Below are 18,597 nucleotides of genomic sequence, written 5' to 3'. Positions count from 1 at the left end.
CTGGGCCCCGCCCACCCGGCCACCCCCCCCGGCGGCCCCCCCCCCGCCCGGGCGGTGGGGGGTGGGGATGGGCCGGCACGGGCCGGCCGGGGCCAGCGCCGGCGCGGCCCACGGCCGGGGTCAACAGTGGGGATATCCACGGGCCGTGGGCTCCTTTGTCCTCACTTCGGGAAAAGTCTCACCGGACTTCTGCGCAAGTTCTTCCCCCTTCGGAACCCGACTGCTACGTTCCCCTCGAAAGCAGACGGACCTCACGGACCATCCCCTCACCGGGACGCCCGCGGGGCCGCCGCCGGACACCAGGGGAGGAGGGCACATGCGACGCATGACGGCTCGGCCCGGCAACGCACACCAGGCTCGGCTGCTGCGCCTGTTGCGCGACGGCGGCCCCCACTCCCGCGCCCAGCTCGGTGATCTGGTCGACCTCTCCCGGTCCAAGCTCGCGGTCGAGGTCGACCGGCTTCTGGAGACGGGGCTCGTCGTGGCGGACGGTCTCGCCGCCTCGCGCGGCGGGCGCCGCTCGCACAACATCCGCCTCACCCCCGGCCTTCGCTTCCTCGGCGTGGACATCGGCGCGACCTCGATCGACGTCGCCGTGACCAACGCCGAACTGGAGGTCCTGGGCCACCTCAACCACTCGATGGACGTGCGCGAAGGCCCCGTCGCGGTCTTCGAACAGGTGCTGTCGATGGTCGCCAAGCTCAAGTCACTCGGACTGGCCGACGGGCTGGACGGCGCCGGCATCGGAGTGCCCGGCCCGGTCCGCTTCCCCGAGGGCGTCCCCGTGGCGCCCCCGATCATGCCCGGCTGGGACGGATTCCCCGTCCGCGAGGCCCTCAGCCAGGACCTCGGCTGCCCCGTCATGGTCGACAACGACGCCAATCTGATGGCGGTGGGGGAGCAGCACGCCGGCGTCGCCCGGTCCGTCGCCGACTTCCTGTACGTCAAGATCGGTACGGGAATCGGCTGCGGCATCGTCCTCGGCGGCGAGGTCCACCGCGGCACGACCGGCAGCGCCGGCGACATCGGGCACATCCAGGTCGACCCGGACGGCCGGGCCTGCGGCTGTGGCAACCGGGGCTGTCTGGAAGCCCACTTCAGCGGCTCAGCGCTGGCCCGGGACGCCGAGGACGCGGCGCGCACGGGCGGCTCGGTCGAGCTCGCCACGCGCCTGGAATCCGTCGGCAAGCTCACCGCGGCGGACGTGGCCGCGGCCGCCGCCGCGGGCGACCAGGTCGCGCTCGACCTCATCCGCGCGGGTGGGGACCGGGTGGGCCAGGTCATCGCCGGACTCGTCAACTCCTTCAATCCCGGGATGGTCGTCATCGGCGGCGGCGTCACCGGCCTCGGCCACACGCTGCTGGCCAGCGTGCGCACCCAGGTCTATCGGCGCTCCCTGCCCCTGGCGACCAGGAACCTCCCCATCGTCCTCGGTGAGCTGGGCTCGACCGCCGGCGTGATCGGCGCGGCCCGCCTTATCAGCGACCACCTGTTCTCCCCGGCCTGACCCCGCCGTCCGGCGACCCGCCGGACCGCTGGATCGGGCCCGTACAAGCACCACCACACAGCACCGCCACACAGCACCGCCACACAGCACCGCCACACGGCACCGCCACACGGCAGCACCGGTACCAAGCGCACCGCAGCCCCCGCACATAGCCCGCTCCCGCGCGGACCCGTGTGACGCTCCGTCACACCCGCGCTCCGCGCAGCGCAACCCGCAACCCGCAACCCGCACGGCGCTCCTGCGCGCTGCGTACTCTCACGCGCCCCGCCCCGCCCCGCCCCGCCCCGCCCCCCCGCTCCCTCCGCCCCGCCCGTTCACGGCCGTACCCGCCGAGGAATCGTCATGGCACCAGAACCACCCCTGCTCACCATGTCCGGCATCACCAAGTCGTTCCCTGGCGTCCGTGCCCTGGACGGCGTGGACCTGGAGGTCCGGTCCGGAGAGGTCCACTGCGTTCTCGGTCAGAACGGTGCCGGGAAGTCCACGCTGATCAAGGTCCTCGCCGGCGCCCACCAGCCCGACGGAGGGCGGATCACCTGGCGCGGCGAGGAGGTGGCTCCCGCCTCCCCGATCGCCGCGATGCGTCTCGGGATCGCCACCATCTACCAGGAACTCGACCTGGTCGAAGGGCTGTCCGTCGCCGAGAACGTCTTCCTCGGCCACGAACCCACCACCGCGGGGTTCGTCGTCCGGGCCGGCGCCGCCCGCGAGGCGACCGCCGGACTCCTCCGCCGGCTCGGCCACGACGAGATCGACCCGGCCCGCACGGTCGGCGAACTCTCCGCCGCCCAGCGGCAGATCGTCTCGATGGCCCGCGCGCTCTCGCACGAGGTCCGCCTCATCGTCATGGACGAACCGTCCGCCGCCCTCGACCCGGAGGAGGTCGACAACCTCTTCCGCACGGTCGAGGACCTGACCGCCGAGGGCGTCGCCGTCGTCTACATCTCCCACCGCCTGGAGGAGATCCGCCGGATCGGAGACCGTGTCACCGTCATCAAGGACGGCCGGACCGTCGCCGGCGGACTCCCCGCGAAGACCACCTCCACGGACGAGGTCGTCCGCCTGATGACCGGCCGCGCCGTGGAGTACGTCTTCCCCGAGCGCCCGGACAGGACGGCCCGGCCGCTCGGCGCGGAGCCCGTCCTGCGCGTCGAGGGCCTGGCGCGCGAGGGCGAGTTCGCCTCCCTCGACCTGGAGCTGCGCCCGGGGGAGATCGTCGGCCTGGCCGGACTCGTCGGCTCGGGACGCAGCGAGATCCTGGAGACGGTGTACGGCGCACGGCGGCCGACCGCGGGCCGGATACTGGTCGACGGGGTGCCGCTGCGGCTCGGCAGCGTCCCCGCGGCCGTCCGCGCCGGCATCGGCCTGGCCCCGGAGGAACGCAAGGCGCAGGCCCTGCTGTCGATGGAGTCCGTCACCCGCAACGTCACTCTCTCCACGCTCTCCCGCTTCGCGCGGGGCGGCTGGCTCGACCGGCGGGAGGAACGGACGGCGGCCCGGCACGCGACCCGCGCGCTCTCCCTGCGGCCCGACAACCCCGACGCCCGTGTCCGCACCCTCTCCGGCGGCAACCAGCAGAAGGCCGTCCTCGCCCGGTGGCTGCTCCGGGGCTGCAAGGTGCTGCTCCTCGACGAACCGACCCGAGGCGTGGACATCGGCGCCCGCGCCGAGCTGTACGCCGTCATCCGGCGGCTCGCCGACGACGGCCTGGCCGTCCTCCTCGTCTCCAGCGAAGTGCCTGAGGTCCTCGGCCTGGCCGACCGCGTCCTGGTGCTCCGCGAGGGCACCGTCGTGCACAGCACCGACGCCCGCGAGCTGGACGAGCACCGCGTACTCGACCTCGTGATGGAAGGAAGCCCGACGGCATGACGCACTCGGCCACCCCGGCGGGACGGGAAGCACCCCCCGCCCCCGCCGCACCGGGCGGGAAGACCTCCGCGCTCCGGCCTCCGGTCTTCCGCCCCGACCTCCGCAGCCTCTCCCTCCTCGGAGTCCTCGCCGTCCTGGTGGCCGTCGGAGGGTTTACCAGACCCGCCGAGTTCCTCGCCACCAGCAACCTCCAGCTCGTCCTCACCCAGGCGTCCGTCATCGGCGTCGTGACCGTCGGCATGACCTTCGTCATCACCAGCGGAGGCATCGACCTGTCCGTCGGCGCGATCGTCGCCCTCGCCTCCGTATGGGCCACGACCGTCGCCACCCAGGAATACGGCTTCGCCGGCATCCTCTTCACCGCCGTCGCCGTCGGCGTCGGCTGCGGACTCGTGAACGGCGTACTCGTCGCGTACGGCGGCATGGTTCCCTTCATCGCCACCCTCGCGATGTTCGCCTCCGCCCGCGGCCTCGCCCTCCAGCTCACGGACGGCAAGACACAGCTCGTCACCGTCGACTCCGTCCTCGACCTCGGCATCAAGGACGCCTACATCCTCGGCGTCCCACCGCTCGTCCTCGTCTTCGCCGCCGTCACGGTCGTCGGCTGGCTCGTCTTCAACCGCACCACCTTCGGGCGACGCACGGTCGCCGTCGGCGGCAACGCGGAGGCCGCCCGCCTCGCCGGCATCGACGTCCGCCGCCAGCGCCTCTCCCTCTACCTCCTGTCGGGCTTGTGCTGCGGCATCGCCGCCTTCATGCTCATCGTCCTCGCCGGCTCCGGGCAGAACACCAACGGCAACCTGTACGAGCTGGACGCCATCGCCGCCGCCATCATCGGCGGCACCCTCCTCAGCGGCGGCCGCGGCACCATCGTCGGCTCGGTCCTCGGCGTCCTCATCTTCACGACGATCACCAACATCTTCGCCCTGAACAACCTGGAGAGCGCCGTCCAGCAGATCGCCAAGGGCGCGATCATCGTGGCCGCCGTCCTCGTCCAGCGCCGCACGCTGCGCGACGACTGACTCCCGGCCGTACCCACCCGCACCCCCCGCCCCGCCCCTCCCGGAGGTCGATCCGCCATGCCCGAGTTCCCCATCCCCAGCCGCAGAGGACTGCTCCTCGGCTCCGCCGCCGTCTCCGCCGGAGCGCTCCTCACGGCCTGTACCAGCAACGAGCCCAAGAACCAGGCCGCCCCCAGCGCCGCCGGCAACGCGCCCGTCGCGGACGACAAGCCCGGCAAGCCCGTCACCATCGGCTTCGCCGGTCCGCAGGCCGACCACGGCTGGCTCAACGCCATCAACCAGAACGCCAGGGACCGCGCGAAGAAGTACGCCGACGTCACCCTGGAGATCACCGAGGGCTCCAACGACACCGCCGCCCAGATCGGCCAGATCCAGACCCTCATCAACAAGAAGGTCGACGTCCTCGTCATCCTCCCGGCCGACGGCAAGGCCCTCACCCAGGTCGGCCTCCAGGCCATGGCCGCCGGCATCCCCGTCGTCAACCTCGACCGCGTCTTCGGCTCCCCGCAGGCGTACCGCTGCTGGATCGGCGGCGACAACTACGGCATGGGTCTCAACGCCGGCCGCTACATCGGGGAACAGCTCAAGGACAAGCCGAACGCCAAGGTCGTGGAACTCGCCGGCCTGGACAACCTCGAACTGACCAAGCAGCGTTCCCAGGGCTTCGACGACGCCCTGAAGAACTACCCCAACATCACCAAGGTCGCCCGCCAGGCCGCCGAGTTCACCGTCGAGTCGGGCCAGGCCAAGATGGCCCAACTGCTCCAGGCCCAGCCCCAGTTCGACGCGCTGTGGAACCACGACGACGACCAGGGCGTCGGCGCCCTCCGCGCCATCGCCCAGGCCGGTCGCAAGGACTTCCTCATGGTGGGCGGCGCCGGAGCCAAGTCCGCCATGGACGCCATCAAGGCCGACGACGGCGTCCTCAAGGCCACCGTCCTCTACCCGCCGACGATGGCGGCCTCCGCCATCGACCTGGCCCGCGCGCTCGGACAGGGCAAGGGCATCGGCGGCATGGCCGAACTGGAGATCCCCTCGTCGGTGACCCTCTACTCGGCCGTCGTCACCAAGGACAACGTCGGCGACTACCTGCCCACCGGCTTCAACTGACGGCCCGCGCGCCGCCGCCGGGCGGGCCGGCGGCCGCACGGCCGCCCCCGCCCGGGAACCCGGCTCCCGAGCACCACGGAGCCGACTGCTCCACCGGCCGCCGAGGCCGGTACCGCGAGAGGAGACCCATGGAACACAGGGACAGCGAGACCGCGCCGCCGACACTCGGCGTCGGCCTGATCGGGTACGCGTTCATGGGCGCCGCCCACTCCCAGGGATGGCGCACCGCCGGCCGCGTCTTCGACCTGCCGCTGCGTCCCGCCCTCGCCGCCGTCGCCGGCCGGGACCGCGCCGCCGTGCACGCGGCGGCGGCACGCCACGGCTGGGCGGCCGCCGAGACCGACTGGCGGCGCCTCATCGCCCGCGACGACGTCCAGCTCGTCGACATCTGCACCCCGGGCGACCGGCACGCGGAGATCGCCATCGCGGCGCTCGACGCCGGCAAGCACGTGCTGTGCGAGAAGCCGCTCGCCAACACCGTGGCCGAGGCCGAGGCGATGGCGGCCGCCGCCGAACGGGCCAGGAGCCGTGGCCAGGTGGCGATGGTCGGGTTCAACTACCGGCGCGTCCCCGCGATCGCCCTCGCCCGCCGGCTCGTCGAGGAAGGACGGATCGGCCCGCTGCGCCACGTACGCCTGACGTACCTTCAGGACTGGCTCGTGGACCCGGACTTCCCGCTGACGTGGCGACTGGAGCGGCAGCACGCGGGCTCCGGCGCCCTCGGCGACCTGGGGGCCCACATCGTCGACCTCGCACAGTTTCTGGCGGGGGAGCCGCTGGTCGGGGTCTCGGCGCAACTGGAGACCTTCGTCAAGGAGCGTCCCCTGCTCGCGGGCGTCTCCGCCGGACTGAGCGCGTCCGGCGGAGCCGGTCGCGGCCCCGTCACGGTGGACGACGCGGCCGTCTTCACCGGCCGGCTCGCCTCCGGCGCGCTGGCGACCTTCGAGGCGAGCCGCATGGCCCCCGGGCGCAAGAACGCCCTGCGCCTGGAGATCAGCGGCGAACTCGGCTCCCTCGCCTTCGACTTGGAGCGCCTGAACGAGCTGCTCTTCCACGACCATCAGGAGCCGGCCGCCCTCGCGGGTTTCCGCCGCATCCTCGTCACCGAACCCGACCACCCCTACCTGGACGCGTGGTGGCCGCCCGGTCACGTCCTCGGCTACGAGCACACCTTCGCCCACCAGGCCCGTGACCTGGTCATGGCCATCGCCGCGGGCGCCGACCCCTCGCCGTCGTTCGCCGACGGCCTCCAGGTGCAGCGGGTCCTGGCGGCGGTGGAGGAGAGCGCCGCCAGGAACGCCGTCTACACGCCCGTACCCGTGACCCGCCCCGCGCTTTCGCCGCCGCCCGGGACGGGCGTGGCGTCCGGCACCGCCCGCACCGAGGCCCAGGTCTGAGGAGGAGAAACCATGCCCCGACCGTTCACCCTGTTCACCGGCCAGTGGGCCGACCTGCCCCTGGAGGAAGTCTGCGCGCTGGCGCGCGACTTCGGCTACGACGGCCTGGAACTCGCCTGCTGGGGCGATCACTTCGAGGTCGACAAGGCGCTCGCGGACCCGGCGTACGTCGACGGGCGGCGCGCACTCCTGGAGAAGTACGGCCTGCGGTGCTGGGCCGTCTCCAACCACCTCGTGGGCCAGGCCGTCTGCGACCACCCCATCGACGAACGCCACCAGGCCATCCTCCCCGCCCGGATCTGGGGCGACGGCGAACCGGAGGGCGTGCGCCGCCGCGCCGCCGCCGAACTGAAGGACACCGCCCGTGCCGCCGCGGCTCTCGGCGTCGACACCGTCGTCGGCTTCACCGGCTCCTCGATCTGGCACCTCGTGGCCATGTTCCCGCCCGTCCCCGAGCACATGATCGAGCGCGGCTACGAGGACTTCGCCGAGCGCTGGAACCCGATCCTCGACGTCTTCGACGCGGAGGGTGTCCGTTTCGCCCACGAGGTCCACCCGAGCGAGATCGCCTACGACTACTGGACCACGAAGCGAGCCCTGGAAGCCGTCGGCAACCGGCCCGCCTTCGGACTCAACTTCGACCCCAGCCACTTCGTCTGGCAGGACCTCGACCCGGTCGGCTTCCTCTACGACTTCCGCGACCGGATCTACCACGTCGACTGCAAGGAGGCCCGTACCCGGTTCGACGGGCGCAACGGCCGGCTCGGCTCACACCTGCCCTGGGGCGATCCGCGCCGGGGCTGGGACTTCGTCTCCGCCGGCCACGGAGACGTCCCCTGGGAGGACGTCTTCCGGATGCTGCGCTCCATCGGCTACTCCGGCCCGATATCCGTCGAGTGGGAGGACGCGGGCATGGACCGGCTCGCGGGCGCGCCGGAGGCGCTCGCCCATCTCAAGCGCTTCGACTTCGACCCGCCGAGCGCCACCTTCGACGCGGCCTTCTCGGGCCGGGGCGAGTAGCTCCACCGTACGGGCTCCGCCGTACGGGCTCCGCGTTACGGGCTCCGCCGTGCGACGCCGCGCACGCGGGGCCCCCATGAGCGACGGCGGGTGGGGAGGCGCCGTACCCCCCGCCCGCCGTCTCCACCCCAGCGACACCCCCACAGGTCAGGGAGGCAGCCCGTGCACCACGGGAACGCTCAGAGAACACCGGCCGACGACCCGCGCGGACGTACCGGAGTCTGGTTCGTCGGGGCTCGTGGCTCGGTGGCGACCACGGCCGTCGCCGGCTGCGCCGCCGTCACCACCGGACTCCACCCGCCGACCGGCATGGTCACCGAGACCCCGCCGTTCGCGGACGCCGGGCTGCCTCCCCTCGGCACCCTCGTCTTCGGCGGCCACGACACCTCCGACTGCCCGCTGCCGAAACGCGCCGAGGACCTCACCACGGCCGGCGTTCTGCCCACCGGCCTCACCCGTGTCGTCCACGCCGAACTGGCCGCCGCGGACGCGGAGATACGGACCGGCGGCCCGCTGCCCGGCGACCGCCGCAGCGACGAGGAACTGATCACCCGCTTCACCGACGACCTCGCCGAGTTCCGCACCCGCCACGCCCTCGCACGCGTCGTCGTCGTCCACGTCGCCTCCACGGAGCCGCTCCCGGACCCGGACGCCCCCCGCCTCCCGCCGAGCGCGCTCTACGCCGCCGCCGCGCTCCGCGCCGGCTGCCCCTACGTCAACTTCACCCCCTCCACCGGCCTGCTCGCCCCCGCCCTCGCCGACGCCGTCGCCGCGAGCGCCGTCCCGCACGCGGGCCGCGACGGCAAGACCGGCCAGACGCTGCTCCGTTCCGTCCTCGCCCCGATGTTCGTGCAGCGGGCGCTGGCCGTGCGCGCCTGGTCCGGCACCAACCTGCTCGGCGGGGGAGACGGCGCCACGCTGGCCGACCCGGCCGCCGCCGCGGCGAAGAACGCGGGCAAGGAACGGGTCCTCGCCGACACCCTCGGCCCCGGTGTCGAGGGCACCGTCCACATCGACGACGTCCCGGCCCTCGGCGACTGGAAGACAGCCTGGGACCACGTCGCCTTCGACGGATTCCTCGGCTCCCGCATGATCCTCCAGACCATCTGGCAGGGCTGCGACTCGGCCCTCGCCGCCCCCCTGGTCCTGGACCTGGCCCGGTTCGTCGCCCGCGCGCACGAGATCGGCCTCACCGGGCCCCGTCCCGAACTCGGCTTCTACTTCAAGGATCCGGACGGCGGCCCCGCCGCCCTGGCCGCGCAGTTCGACGCGCTCCTCGCCTTCGCCGGCCGGCTCCGGGACGGGGCCCGATGACCGGCCTCCCGCTGCCGCGCCCGGGGACGGTACGGGCGTGGGGCGAGCTGCTGCGGGTGTCGGCGCTGCCCAGCGTCCCCGGTGACGCCCTCGCGGGCGCGGCGGCCGCCGGACTGACGCCCGGCCGGGGAACCGCGTGGGCCGTCGGCGCCTCCGTCTGCCTGTACGAGGCGGGCATGGCGCTCAACGACTGGTCGGACCGGCACGTCGACGCCGTCGAACGCCCGCGGCGGCCCCTGCCCTCGGGCCGCGTCGCCCCGGCCGCCGCCCTCGGCGCGGCCGGCCTCCTCACCGCCACCGGCCTCGCCCTCGCCTCCCGTGCGGGACGGCCCGCGCTGGCCGTCGCCTCGGCACTGGCCGCGACGGTCTGGGCCTACGACCTCCGCCTCAAACACACGGCCGCCGGCCCGGCCGCGATGGCCGCCGCCCGCGGCCTGGACGTCCTCCTCGGCGCCCTCGCGACGGCCTCCGCGGGGCGGGCGCGGGAGACCCGCCCCGCGGCGCCGGGCCCGGCACGAACCGGTGCGACGGCGGGCGGCGGGCGGGCCGGGATCGACGTCCTGGCCGCCGCCGCGCCGTCCGCCGCGGCCCTGGCCGCGCACACCTACGCCGTCACCGCCGTCTCCCGGCACGAAGCCGAAGGCGGCTCCACCGCGGCTCCGGCGGGCGCCCTCGCGGCGGCGGTACTCCTCGGCATCCTCACCGCCGGCTCCGCGCCGCACCTGCCCGGCTCCGCGCCGCCCCCGCCCGGCGCGGGACGCCGCACCCGACTGCGTACCACTGCCGGCCGCGACCGGCCCGGCACCGCGCGCCGGCTCCCCAGCGCGACCCTGCGGTCGGACGCCGCGCCGCCCACCCTCGGGTCCGCCCCTTCACCAGCCCGCCACCGCCGCATCGCGTCGGACCGGGTCGCGGTGATCATGGCCGGCACCTACCTCACCACCGCCGCCGGCCCTCTCCTCCACGCCGTCCTGAACCCGTCCCCTCACCTCACACAGCGCGCGGTCGGTGGCGGTGTCCGGGCCATGATCCCCCTCCAGGCCGTGCTGGCCGCCCGCTCCGGATCGCCCGTCGCGGGCCTGGCCCTGCTCGGCCTCGCGCCGGTGGCCCGCCGCCTCGCGCGAAAGGTCAGCCCCACATGACCGAGCCCCGTACCTCCGCCACCACCCTCCCCCTCCGTTACGGGTACGGCACCAACGGGCTGACCGACCTCCGACTGGACGACGCCCTCGGCCTGCTCGCCGACCTCGGCTACGACGGCGTCGGTCTCACCCTCGACCACATGCACCTCGACCCCCTCGCCCCCGACCTGGCCGCCCGCACCGCGCGCGTGGCGCGCCGACTGGGCTCCCTCGGCCTCACCGTCACCGTCGAGACCGGCGCCCGCTACGTCCTCGATCCGCGCCGCAAGCACGGCCCCTCCCTGCTCGACCCCGACCCGGAGGCCCGCGCGGCGCGTGTCCGGCTGCTCCTCACCGCCGTGCGTACCGCCGCCGACCTCGACGCCCACGCCGTGCACTGCTTCAGCGGGCCCACCCCGCCGGGGACCGACCCGGACGCCGCGTGGGCACGTCTCGCGGCCACTCTCACCCCGGTGGTCGAAGCGGCCGACGCCGCGGGCGTACCGCTCGCGATCGAACCCGAACCCGGCCATCTCCTCGCCACCCTCGCCGACTTCCACCACCTCCGTGCCCTCCTCGGGAGCCCCGCCGCCCTCGGCCTCACGCTCGACATCGGCCACTGCCAATGCCTGGAACCCGCCCCGATCGCCGACCGCGTCCGGGAAGCGGCCCCATGGCTGCGCCACGTCCAGATCGAGGACATGCGGCGCGGCGTCCACGAGCACCTTCCGTTCGGCGACGGCGAGATCGACTTCCCCCCGGTCCTCGACGCCCTCGCCGCCACCGGATACCGCGGCCTCACCGTCGTCGAACTCCCGCGCCACTCCCACGCGGGCCCCGAACTCGCCCGCTCCTCCCTGTCCTTCCTCCGCGCCAGGCACCCGAAAGGACCGCTGACCGCGTGAACGCGACCCCGCCCCAGGACCCCCTCCCTCGCCTGCGCGCCGCCCTCCGCACGCGGCTTCCCCCGGCGGCCCGCGCCTGGCTGGACGACGCCCTCGCCGAGGCGGAACGGGCCGGTGGCGACCCGTCCGCGACCGACCCTCCCGGAACCGCCCCCGCCTGGGAACTCCGGTTCGCCGCCGCCGGACGCACCTGCGGGGCCGAGCACGCCGACGCCGCCCGCACCCTCCTCCTCGCGGCGGCCCGGCCCGACCCGGAGGACCTCGCGCGGCTCTACCACCACGGCAGCGCCGCCGAACGCCGCGCCGTGCTCCACGCCCTGCCGCACCTCCTCACCGGCCCCCACGCCCTGCCCCTCGTCGAGGACGCCCTGCGCACCCACGACGCACGGCTCGTCGCCGCCGCAGTCGGCCCCTACGCGGCGGCCCACCTCGACCAGCACGCGTGGCGGCACGCCGTCCTCAAGTGCCTCTTCACCCAGGTCCCCGTCAGCGCCGTCGCCGACCTGCCCCGGCGCGCCCGCGGCGACACCGACCTGGCCCGCATGCTCGCCGACCACGCCGCCGAGCGCACCGCCGCCGGCCGCCCCGTCCCCGACGACCTGCACCACGTCCTCGCCCTGGCCGCGCAAGACCCCCACCAGCCCCCGGAGGAGTGCTGATGCGCATCTTCGACCCGCACATCCACATGACCTCCCGCACCACCGACGACTACGAGGCCATGTACGCCGCCGGGGTCCGCGCCCTGGTCGAGCCCGCCTTCTGGCTCGGCCAGCCGCGCACCTCCCCGGCCAGCTTCCTCGACTACTTCGACGCGCTCCTCGGCTGGGAGCCGTACCGGGCCGCCCAGTACGGCATCGCGCATCACTGCGCCCTCGCGCTCAACCCCAAGGAGGCGAACGACCCCCGCTGTGTCCCCGTCCTCGACGTCCTGCCCCGCTACCTCGTCAAGGACTCCGTGGTCGCCGTCGGCGAGATCGGCTACGACGCGATGACCCCCGCCGAGGACACCGCCCTCGCCGCCCAGCTCCAGCTCGCCGCCGACCACGGGCTGCCCGCCCTCGTCCACACCCCGCACCGCGACAAGCTCGCCGGGCTGCGCCGCACCATCGACGTCGTACGGGAATCGGCGCTGCCGCCCGACCACGTGCTGCTCGACCACCTCAACGAGACGACGGTGGAGGAGGCGAAGGAGAGCGGCTGCTGGCTCGGGTTCTCCGTCTACCCGGACACCAAGATGGACGAGGACCGGATGGTCGCGCTCCTGCGCGCCTACGGGCCGGAGAAGGTGCTCGTCAACTCGGCCGCGGACTGGGGGAGGAGCGACCCGCTCAAGACCCGCCGGGTCGCCGACGCGATGCTCGCCTCGGGATTCGGCGAGGACGACGTGGACCTGGTCCTGTGGCGTAACCCCGTCGCCTTCTACGGGATCAGCGGCCGCCTCGCCCTCGGCGTACCACCGGCGCACGGCACCCACGAGGGCAACTCCGTCCTGCGCGGCGGGGAATGAGGAGGCGGGCCAGTGATGCGTTTCCGCCACGCCGACGGCTCCGTCGTCCACCTCTCCTACTGCACCAACGTCCACCCGGCCGAAACCCTCGACGGCGTCCTCGCCCAGCTCCGCGACCACTGCGAACCCGTCCGCCGGAGACTCGGCCGCGACCGACTCGGCATCGGACTCTGGCTCGCCAGGCCCGCGGCCCGCGCCCTCGTCGACGACCCCGGCGCTCTGCGGGGCCTGCGGGCCGAGCTGGACCGCCGTGGCCTGGAGGTCGTCACGCTCAACGGCTTCCCGTACGAGGGTTTCGGCGGAGAGGAGGTCAAGTATCGCGTGTACGAGCCGGACTGGGCCCATCCCGCCAGGCTCGCCCACACCACCGACCTGGCCCGCCTCCTCGCGGCCCTCCTGCCGGACGACGTCACCGAGGGCACGATCTCCACCCTGCCCCTCGGCTGGCGCACGGACTTCGGCCCCGCCCGGGCCGAAGCCTGCCGAGCGGCCCTCGCCACGCTCGCGGAACGGCTCGACGCGTTGGAGGAACTGACCGGGAAGTCCCTCCGCGTGGCGCTCGAACCCGAGCCCGGGTGCGTCGTGGAGACGACCACCGACGCCATCGCCCCCCTCAGCGCCGTCGGGGCGCCGCACCGCATCGGCGTCTGCGTCGACACCTGCCACCTCGCCACCTCCTTCGAGGACCCATCCGCCGCGCTCGCCGCCCTCCACACGGCGGGCGTCCCCCTCCCCAAAGCCCAGCTCTCCGCGGCCCTCCACGCCGAGCACCCGCACCTCCCCGCCGTGCGGGAGGCGCTCGCGGCCTACGTCGAACCCCGCTTCCTCCACCAGACCCGCGCCCTCACCCCCGAAGGCCGGCGCGGCACCGACGACCTCGACGAAGCCCTCGCCGGAGCCGCCCTCCCCGACACGAGCCCCTGGCGCGCCCACTTCCACGTCCCCCTGCACGCGCGGCCCGCCCCGCCGCTCACCTCCACGCTGCCGGTCCTCGAAGAGACCCTGGCGCTGCTCGTCGGCGGCGCCGTCCCCCGCACCCGCCACCTGGAGGTCGAGACGTACACCTGGCAGGCCCTCCCACCCGCACTGCGGCCGCGCACGCGGGCCCGACTCCACGACGGCATCGCCGCCGAACTCACCCTGGCCCGCGCCCTCCTGACCGACCTCGGCCTCAAGGAGCTCCCATGACCGCCCCCGCCGCCGCCGCGACGACCGACCGCCCCACCCCGCTGCTCGTCCTGGACGTCGTCGGTCTCACCCCCCGCCTCCTCGCCCACATGCCGAACCTGCGGGCCCTCGCCGCCTCCGGCTCGCACGCCCCGCTCACCACCGTCCTGCCGGCCGTCACGTGCACCGCCCAGACCACCTTCCTCACCGGCACGCTCCCCTCGGAACACGGCATCGTCGCCAACGGCTGGTACTTCCGCGAACTCGGCGACGTCCTGCTCTGGCGCCAGCACAACGCCCTCGTCACCGGCGACCGCGTCTGGGACGCGGCCCGCCGCACCTGGCCCGACTACACCGTCGCCAACATCTGCTGGTGGTACGCGATGGGCGCGGACACCGACATCACCGTCACCCCCCGTCCCGTGTACTACGCCGACGGGCGCAAGGAACCCGACTGCTACACCCGCCCGCCGGCGCTCCACGACGAACTCACCGAGCTGCTGGGCACCTTCCCCCTCTTCCGCTTCTGGGGCCCCGGCGCCGACCTCGTCTCCAGCCGCTGGATCGCCGACGCCACCCGGCACATCATGCGCACCCGCCGCCCCGACCTCACCCTGTGCTACCTGCCCCACCTCGACTACGACCTCCAGCGCTACGGCCCCGACGACCCGCGCGCGTACCGGGCCGCCGCCGAACTCGACACCGTCATCGGCCCGCTCCTGGAGGACGCCCGCCGTGAAGGGCGCACGGTCGTGGCGCTGTCCGAGTACGGCATCACCCGCGTGCACCGTCCCGTCGACATCAACCGCGCCCTGCGCCGCGCCGGACTCCTGGAGGTCCACACCCAGGACGGCATGGAGTACCTCGACCCGGCCGCCTCCCGAGCCTTCGCGGTCGCCGACCACCAGCTCGCCCACGTGTACGTCCGCAGGCCCGAGGACGTCTCCGCCGCGCGCGAAGCCCTCGCCGCCCTGCCCGGCGTCGACCAGCTCCTCGACAGCGACGGCAAGAAGGCCCACGGCCTCGACCACCCGCGCTCCGGCGAACTCGTCGCCGTCGCGGAGCCGGACGCGTGGTTCACGTACTACTACTGGCTCGACGACGCCAGTGCCCCCGACTTCGCGCAGCTCGTCGAGATCCACCGCAAGCCCGGCTACGACCCCGCCGAACTCCTCATGGACCCCGAGGACCCCTACGTACGCGTCAAGGCAGCAGCCGCCCTCGCCCGCAAGAAGCTCGGCATGCGCTACCGCCTAGCCGTGGTCCCCACGGATCCCACCCCCATCCGCGGCAGCCACGGCCGCCTCCCCACGAACGACGAGGAAGCCCCCCTCGTCCTGTGCTCGACCCCAGGCGCGGTCCACGACCGCCTGCCGGCCACAGAGGTGAAGGCACTGCTCCTGACCTTGGCCAGAACACCCCCGAACAGCCCGCATCCGGCCGGCAAGGTGTCGGTCTCCTCGTGATCCACATCTCTGTCCGAGGCTTCGCGGTCGGCTCACAGAAGCGACTGCGACGTGTTGGTCACCGGGGCAACCGGCAGAGGCGGTGCGGTCCTTCGAGGCGGAGCACGGCATCGTCCTGCCGGAGCCGTACCGCACCTTCGTGGCGGAGGTCTGCGACGGCCTGCCTACCGGCCCGCCGTACTACGGCCTGCTGCCCCTCACAGACATCCCCGATGACTGGCACACGGACGGCTCGGAGCGCGTTCTCGCCGAGCCGTCCCCGTTCACGACCGCGTGGAACGGGGAGGAAGATGGGGAGGAACTGCCGGAGGAGGAGACCGAGGCTCTGTGGGACGCCATGTCCAGCCACGGCTCGCTGCTGCTCGGCGCCGACGGCTGCGCCATGTACTGGCACCTGATCGTCACCGGCCCGCAGCGCGGTCACGTCTGGCTGACCGACGAGAACGGCGCCCTCCCCTTCGGCACCCCGCCTGCTTCCCTGATGCCCGGCACCTCCGGTTTCACCGGATGGGTGACCCACTGGGCCCAGGGCCGCCCCTGGTTCGCCGATACCGCGCGGGGTGATCGGGAAGAAGCGGCCTGGAGCGCCGGCTCCGCTGGTCAGAAGCACCAGCGACGCTGCTCAGGTGCCAGAGCACCTCGCTGACGAGGAACTCGATGAAGCCCGGCGTCGCGGTAACGCGGCTCCGGGACAGCGCGACTTGCTCTTCGCGCGCTCCTTCTCCCGTCCTGGCGGACTCGCTGGAACCGAACCCGGAACGTCGTGATCCAATCGGGTGCATGGCATCCTTCCTGAAACCCGACGACGGATCGCATGGGCGACGGCCGGCCGTCTTCGCTCGACGTCATGACGCGTGGGGGCGTGCTTTCGTCATCGCCCTGGTAGTGGCAACAGGGCTAGTCGCTCAGACTCCCTTGGCTCACGCGGACGGAGCCAGGAACCGACAGTGGTACCTCGACCGCATGGACGTCGACAAGATCTGGAAGAAGACGACGGGCGAAGGAATCAAGATCGCCGTCATCGATTCGGGAGTGAACCCCTCGACACCCTCCCTCAAGGGCCAGGTCCTGCCCGGGCGGGACGCGTCCATCCCCGAAGGCGGCGGCCCCGACACCAGTGACCGAAGCGGCCAGGGGACCACCACCGCCGAGCTGATCGCGGGAACAGGCAAGGGCGGTGGTCTACAGGGCCTCGCCCCCGGCGCCAAGATCATCCCGATTCGCGTGCCCATGCTGAAGCACGACGAACTGCCCAGCATCTACGACCACCTCGACCAGGCCATCAGAATGGCCCTGGAACGCGACGCGAAGATCATCACCATCTCACTCGGCAACCAGTACGCCATCGGCTCCGGCCTGACCGGACAGAACTACGCCCTGCAAGACGCCCTGGCCAAGGACGTCCTGGTCTTCGCCGGTAGCGGCGACAACGCCAAGAAGGGCAACAAGCCGCTCGCCCCGGCACGGTACCTAGAGGTCGTGAGCGTCGCGTCGACCACGCCGGAGGGCAAGGTCGCCGACTTCTCCCAGCACGGTGACGACGTGAACATCTCGGCGCCCGGAACGAACATCCCCCGCTGGTGCGACGCCTCCTTCCAGCGCTACTGCCCCGACGGGGGCGGCACCCACGCCTCCGCCGCCCTCGCCTCGGCCACCGCCGCCCTCATCTGGTCCCTTCACCCCGACTGGACAGGGTCCCAAGTCCTGCGCGTCATGTACGACTCGGCGGCCCGCGGGGAGGGATGGGAGCCCGGCACAGTCAGCAACTACCTCGGCTACGGCATCGCCCGCCCCGGCGCGCACATCAACCGGGGGCTGGGCAACCCGGGCCCGCCGGACCACGGCGAGATGCCGAAGTTCATCCGGCCGGTCAACTACGTGCCGACCACGCCACCCCCGACTCCGGCCCAGACTCCGAAGTCGACCCCGTCGTCGGCCCCCACCCCGAAGCCGGCTCCCACCACGGCGAGCGCTACACGGTCGAACACGCCGGTCCTCCTCGTAGCCGGCGCGGCCGCCGCCCTGGCCCTCACAGGCGCGGCCGTGTGGGGAGTGAGACGTAGGCGCCGCTCCGGCTGACGTGGTCCGGTGCGGGAAGAACTCCGGGACTGAAACCGGAGTCAGCAGTACCGCTGGCCGCAGGGCTCGGCGCTCTCTGCTCAATGCGGCAGGCCCGCCCCAGAGGGCTCCCTCGGGCGGGCCTGCCGCATGCACGGCAGCCGCCTGCCGACAGATGACTCCGAAACCGGCAGGCGTTCCGCCTGGTAGGGCGGCGACTCAGCCCGCGATGAGGACGGCGACGGGGCGCGGTTCCTTCGCGACTGCCGCTTGAGAAGCGAGGGTGTACGCCACGCGACGCACGGCGTTGCCCGCCGACACAACCTCGCTCTCACGGGCTGACGCCTGCCGCATGCGGGACCTGAGAGGTCCCCGGACCGGAGGCGGGTCCCCACCTCGCAGTCTCGGAGGAGCATCAGGTGAGGCAGAACTCGTTGCCTTCGATGTCCTGCATCGTGATGCACGACTCGTTGACGCCATCGGCGTGCTGCGTCAGTACGTGTGTCGCGCCAAGTGCCATCAGCCGCGCGCATTCGGCCTCGAGTGTGGCCAGGCGCTCCTCACCCACGAGCCCGGCGCCGGCCCTCACATCGAGATGCACCCGGTTCTTGACGACCTTGCCTTCGGGAACTCGCTGGAAGAGCAAGCGCGGGCCCACACCCGAGGGATCAGCGCACGCGAAGTAGATCTCATCCTCGGGCGGCAGCGAGCGGTGGTACTCCTCCCACGTGGCAAAGCCCTCCGGGACGGTCGGTACGACGTACCCCAGCACCTCGCACCAGAAGGCGGCGAGTCGCGCGGGCTCCGCGCAGTCGAAGGTCACTTGGATCTGTTTGATCGTTGACATCGGCGCACGATAACAGGGGCCCGGCTCATCTCCCCAGGTCGGGAGGTCCGCACGATGTCGGGAGGAGGCGTCTGCTACCCGCCGCTGTGTCGTGCGGTCACAGGGGTGAACCGAGGTCAGTGCCTCCCCAAAAGGAACCTGGGACGCTGCGACCCCAGCCGCAACTCCCGTACCGCCAAAGATCAGGCCTTCTGCCACCGGCCCAGTAGCAGCCGGCAGGTCTGCCCCCAGCCGAACCCAAGCTCCAGCGGCAGCAGTTGCCAGGCCCTGCCTTCGCAGAGCGCGTA

Annotated in this window: 15 protein-coding genes and 2 pseudogenes; 16 read left to right on the top strand and 1 reads right to left on the bottom strand. The window is 73.2% G+C overall.

The features are described 5' to 3' along the window. Positions 1–325: 325 nt before the first annotated feature. From ACFXMG_RS00820 to ACFXMG_RS00745, 16 genes and pseudogenes are all read left to right on the top strand, one after another. Positions 326–1,507 carry an ROK family protein gene (locus tag ACFXMG_RS00820; protein ID WP_383813942.1) on the top strand — a complete coding sequence of 394 codons (1,182 nt, stop codon included), beginning with the start codon at positions 326–328 and terminating at the stop codon, positions 1,505–1,507. A 342-nt stretch (positions 1,508–1,849) separates the two neighbouring features. Further along, complete coding sequence (locus ACFXMG_RS00815; RefSeq protein ID WP_383813456.1) at positions 1,850–3,376, top strand: sugar ABC transporter ATP-binding protein; 1,527 nt, start codon at positions 1,850–1,852, stop codon at positions 3,374–3,376. After that, positions 3,373–4,398 carry an ABC transporter permease gene (locus tag ACFXMG_RS00810; protein ID WP_383813454.1) on the top strand — a complete coding sequence of 342 codons (1,026 nt, stop codon included), beginning with the start codon at positions 3,373–3,375 and terminating at the stop codon, positions 4,396–4,398. Before ACFXMG_RS00815 ends, ACFXMG_RS00810 begins: the two co-directional genes overlap by 4 nt. Before the next feature lie 57 nt (positions 4,399–4,455). Beyond that, positions 4,456–5,508 carry a substrate-binding domain-containing protein gene (locus ACFXMG_RS00805; RefSeq protein ID WP_383813453.1) on the top strand — a complete coding sequence of 351 codons (1,053 nt, stop codon included), beginning with the start codon at positions 4,456–4,458 and terminating at the stop codon, positions 5,506–5,508. A gap of 128 nt (positions 5,509–5,636) precedes the next feature. Then, complete coding sequence (locus ACFXMG_RS00800) at positions 5,637–6,905, top strand: Gfo/Idh/MocA family protein (RefSeq protein ID WP_383813452.1); 1,269 nt, start codon at positions 5,637–5,639, stop codon at positions 6,903–6,905. A 12-nt stretch (positions 6,906–6,917) separates the two neighbouring features. Next, a complete protein-coding gene (locus ACFXMG_RS00795) occupies positions 6,918–7,925 on the top strand; it encodes a sugar phosphate isomerase/epimerase family protein (RefSeq protein WP_383813450.1) in 1,008 nt (335 codons plus the stop codon). 162 nt (positions 7,926–8,087) lie between these two features. Continuing rightward, positions 8,088–9,239: an inositol-3-phosphate synthase gene (locus tag ACFXMG_RS00790; protein WP_383813448.1), complete on the top strand. Its 1,152-nt coding sequence runs from the start codon at positions 8,088–8,090 to the stop codon at positions 9,237–9,239. Then, on the top strand, positions 9,236–10,381 hold the full coding sequence (locus ACFXMG_RS00785) for an SCO3242 family prenyltransferase (protein WP_383813447.1): 1,146 nt from the start codon (positions 9,236–9,238) through the stop codon (positions 10,379–10,381). The genes ACFXMG_RS00790 and ACFXMG_RS00785 overlap by 4 nt, the downstream gene beginning before the upstream one ends. Further along, positions 10,378–11,265 (top strand): sugar phosphate isomerase/epimerase family protein, encoded by an 888-nt coding sequence (locus ACFXMG_RS00780; protein WP_383813446.1) that lies wholly within the window; start codon positions 10,378–10,380, stop codon positions 11,263–11,265. The genes ACFXMG_RS00785 and ACFXMG_RS00780 overlap by 4 nt, the downstream gene beginning before the upstream one ends. Continuing rightward, positions 11,262–11,924: an EboA domain-containing protein gene (locus tag ACFXMG_RS00775; RefSeq protein ID WP_383813444.1), complete on the top strand. Its 663-nt coding sequence runs from the start codon at positions 11,262–11,264 to the stop codon at positions 11,922–11,924. Before ACFXMG_RS00780 ends, ACFXMG_RS00775 begins: the two co-directional genes overlap by 4 nt. Next, positions 11,924–12,772: a TatD family hydrolase gene (locus ACFXMG_RS00770; RefSeq protein ID WP_383813442.1), complete on the top strand. Its 849-nt coding sequence runs from the start codon at positions 11,924–11,926 to the stop codon at positions 12,770–12,772. Before ACFXMG_RS00775 ends, ACFXMG_RS00770 begins: the two co-directional genes overlap by 1 nt. Positions 12,773–12,787: 15 nt before the next feature. Then, entirely contained in the window at positions 12,788–13,960 is a 1,173-nt protein-coding gene (gene eboE, locus ACFXMG_RS00765; protein WP_383813440.1) for a metabolite traffic protein EboE, read from the top strand. After that, a complete protein-coding gene (locus tag ACFXMG_RS00760; protein ID WP_383813438.1) occupies positions 13,957–15,405 on the top strand; it encodes an alkaline phosphatase family protein in 1,449 nt (482 codons plus the stop codon). Before eboE ends, ACFXMG_RS00760 begins: the two co-directional genes overlap by 4 nt. After that, positions 15,374–15,955, top strand: a pseudogene (locus ACFXMG_RS00755) (SMI1/KNR4 family protein); the annotation flags it as partial. The gene ACFXMG_RS00760 and the pseudogene ACFXMG_RS00755, both read left to right, overlap by 32 nt. A 413-nt stretch (positions 15,956–16,368) precedes the next feature. Then, on the top strand, positions 16,369–17,484 hold the full coding sequence (locus ACFXMG_RS00750; RefSeq protein ID WP_383813436.1) for a S8 family serine peptidase: 1,116 nt from the start codon (positions 16,369–16,371) through the stop codon (positions 17,482–17,484). Positions 17,485–17,712: 228 nt separating this feature from the next. Then, positions 17,713–17,805, top strand: a pseudogene (locus tag ACFXMG_RS00745) (IS5/IS1182 family transposase); the annotation flags it as partial. Positions 17,806–17,878: 73 nt separating this feature from the next. Here ACFXMG_RS00745 and ACFXMG_RS00740 read toward each other — a convergent pair. Beyond that, positions 17,879–18,310, bottom strand: coding sequence for a VOC family protein (locus tag ACFXMG_RS00740; protein WP_383813434.1), 432 nt, complete (start codon positions 18,308–18,310; stop codon positions 17,879–17,881). Positions 18,311–18,597: the final 287 nt, after the last annotated feature.

This window comes from Streptomyces sp. NPDC059201 (assembly GCF_042754585.1).
GTDB lineage: Bacteria > Actinomycetota > Actinomycetes > Streptomycetales > Streptomycetaceae > Streptomyces.
The sequence above is the reverse complement of the archived record's forward strand: the minus strand, read 5'-3'. Positions and strand labels throughout refer to the sequence as shown.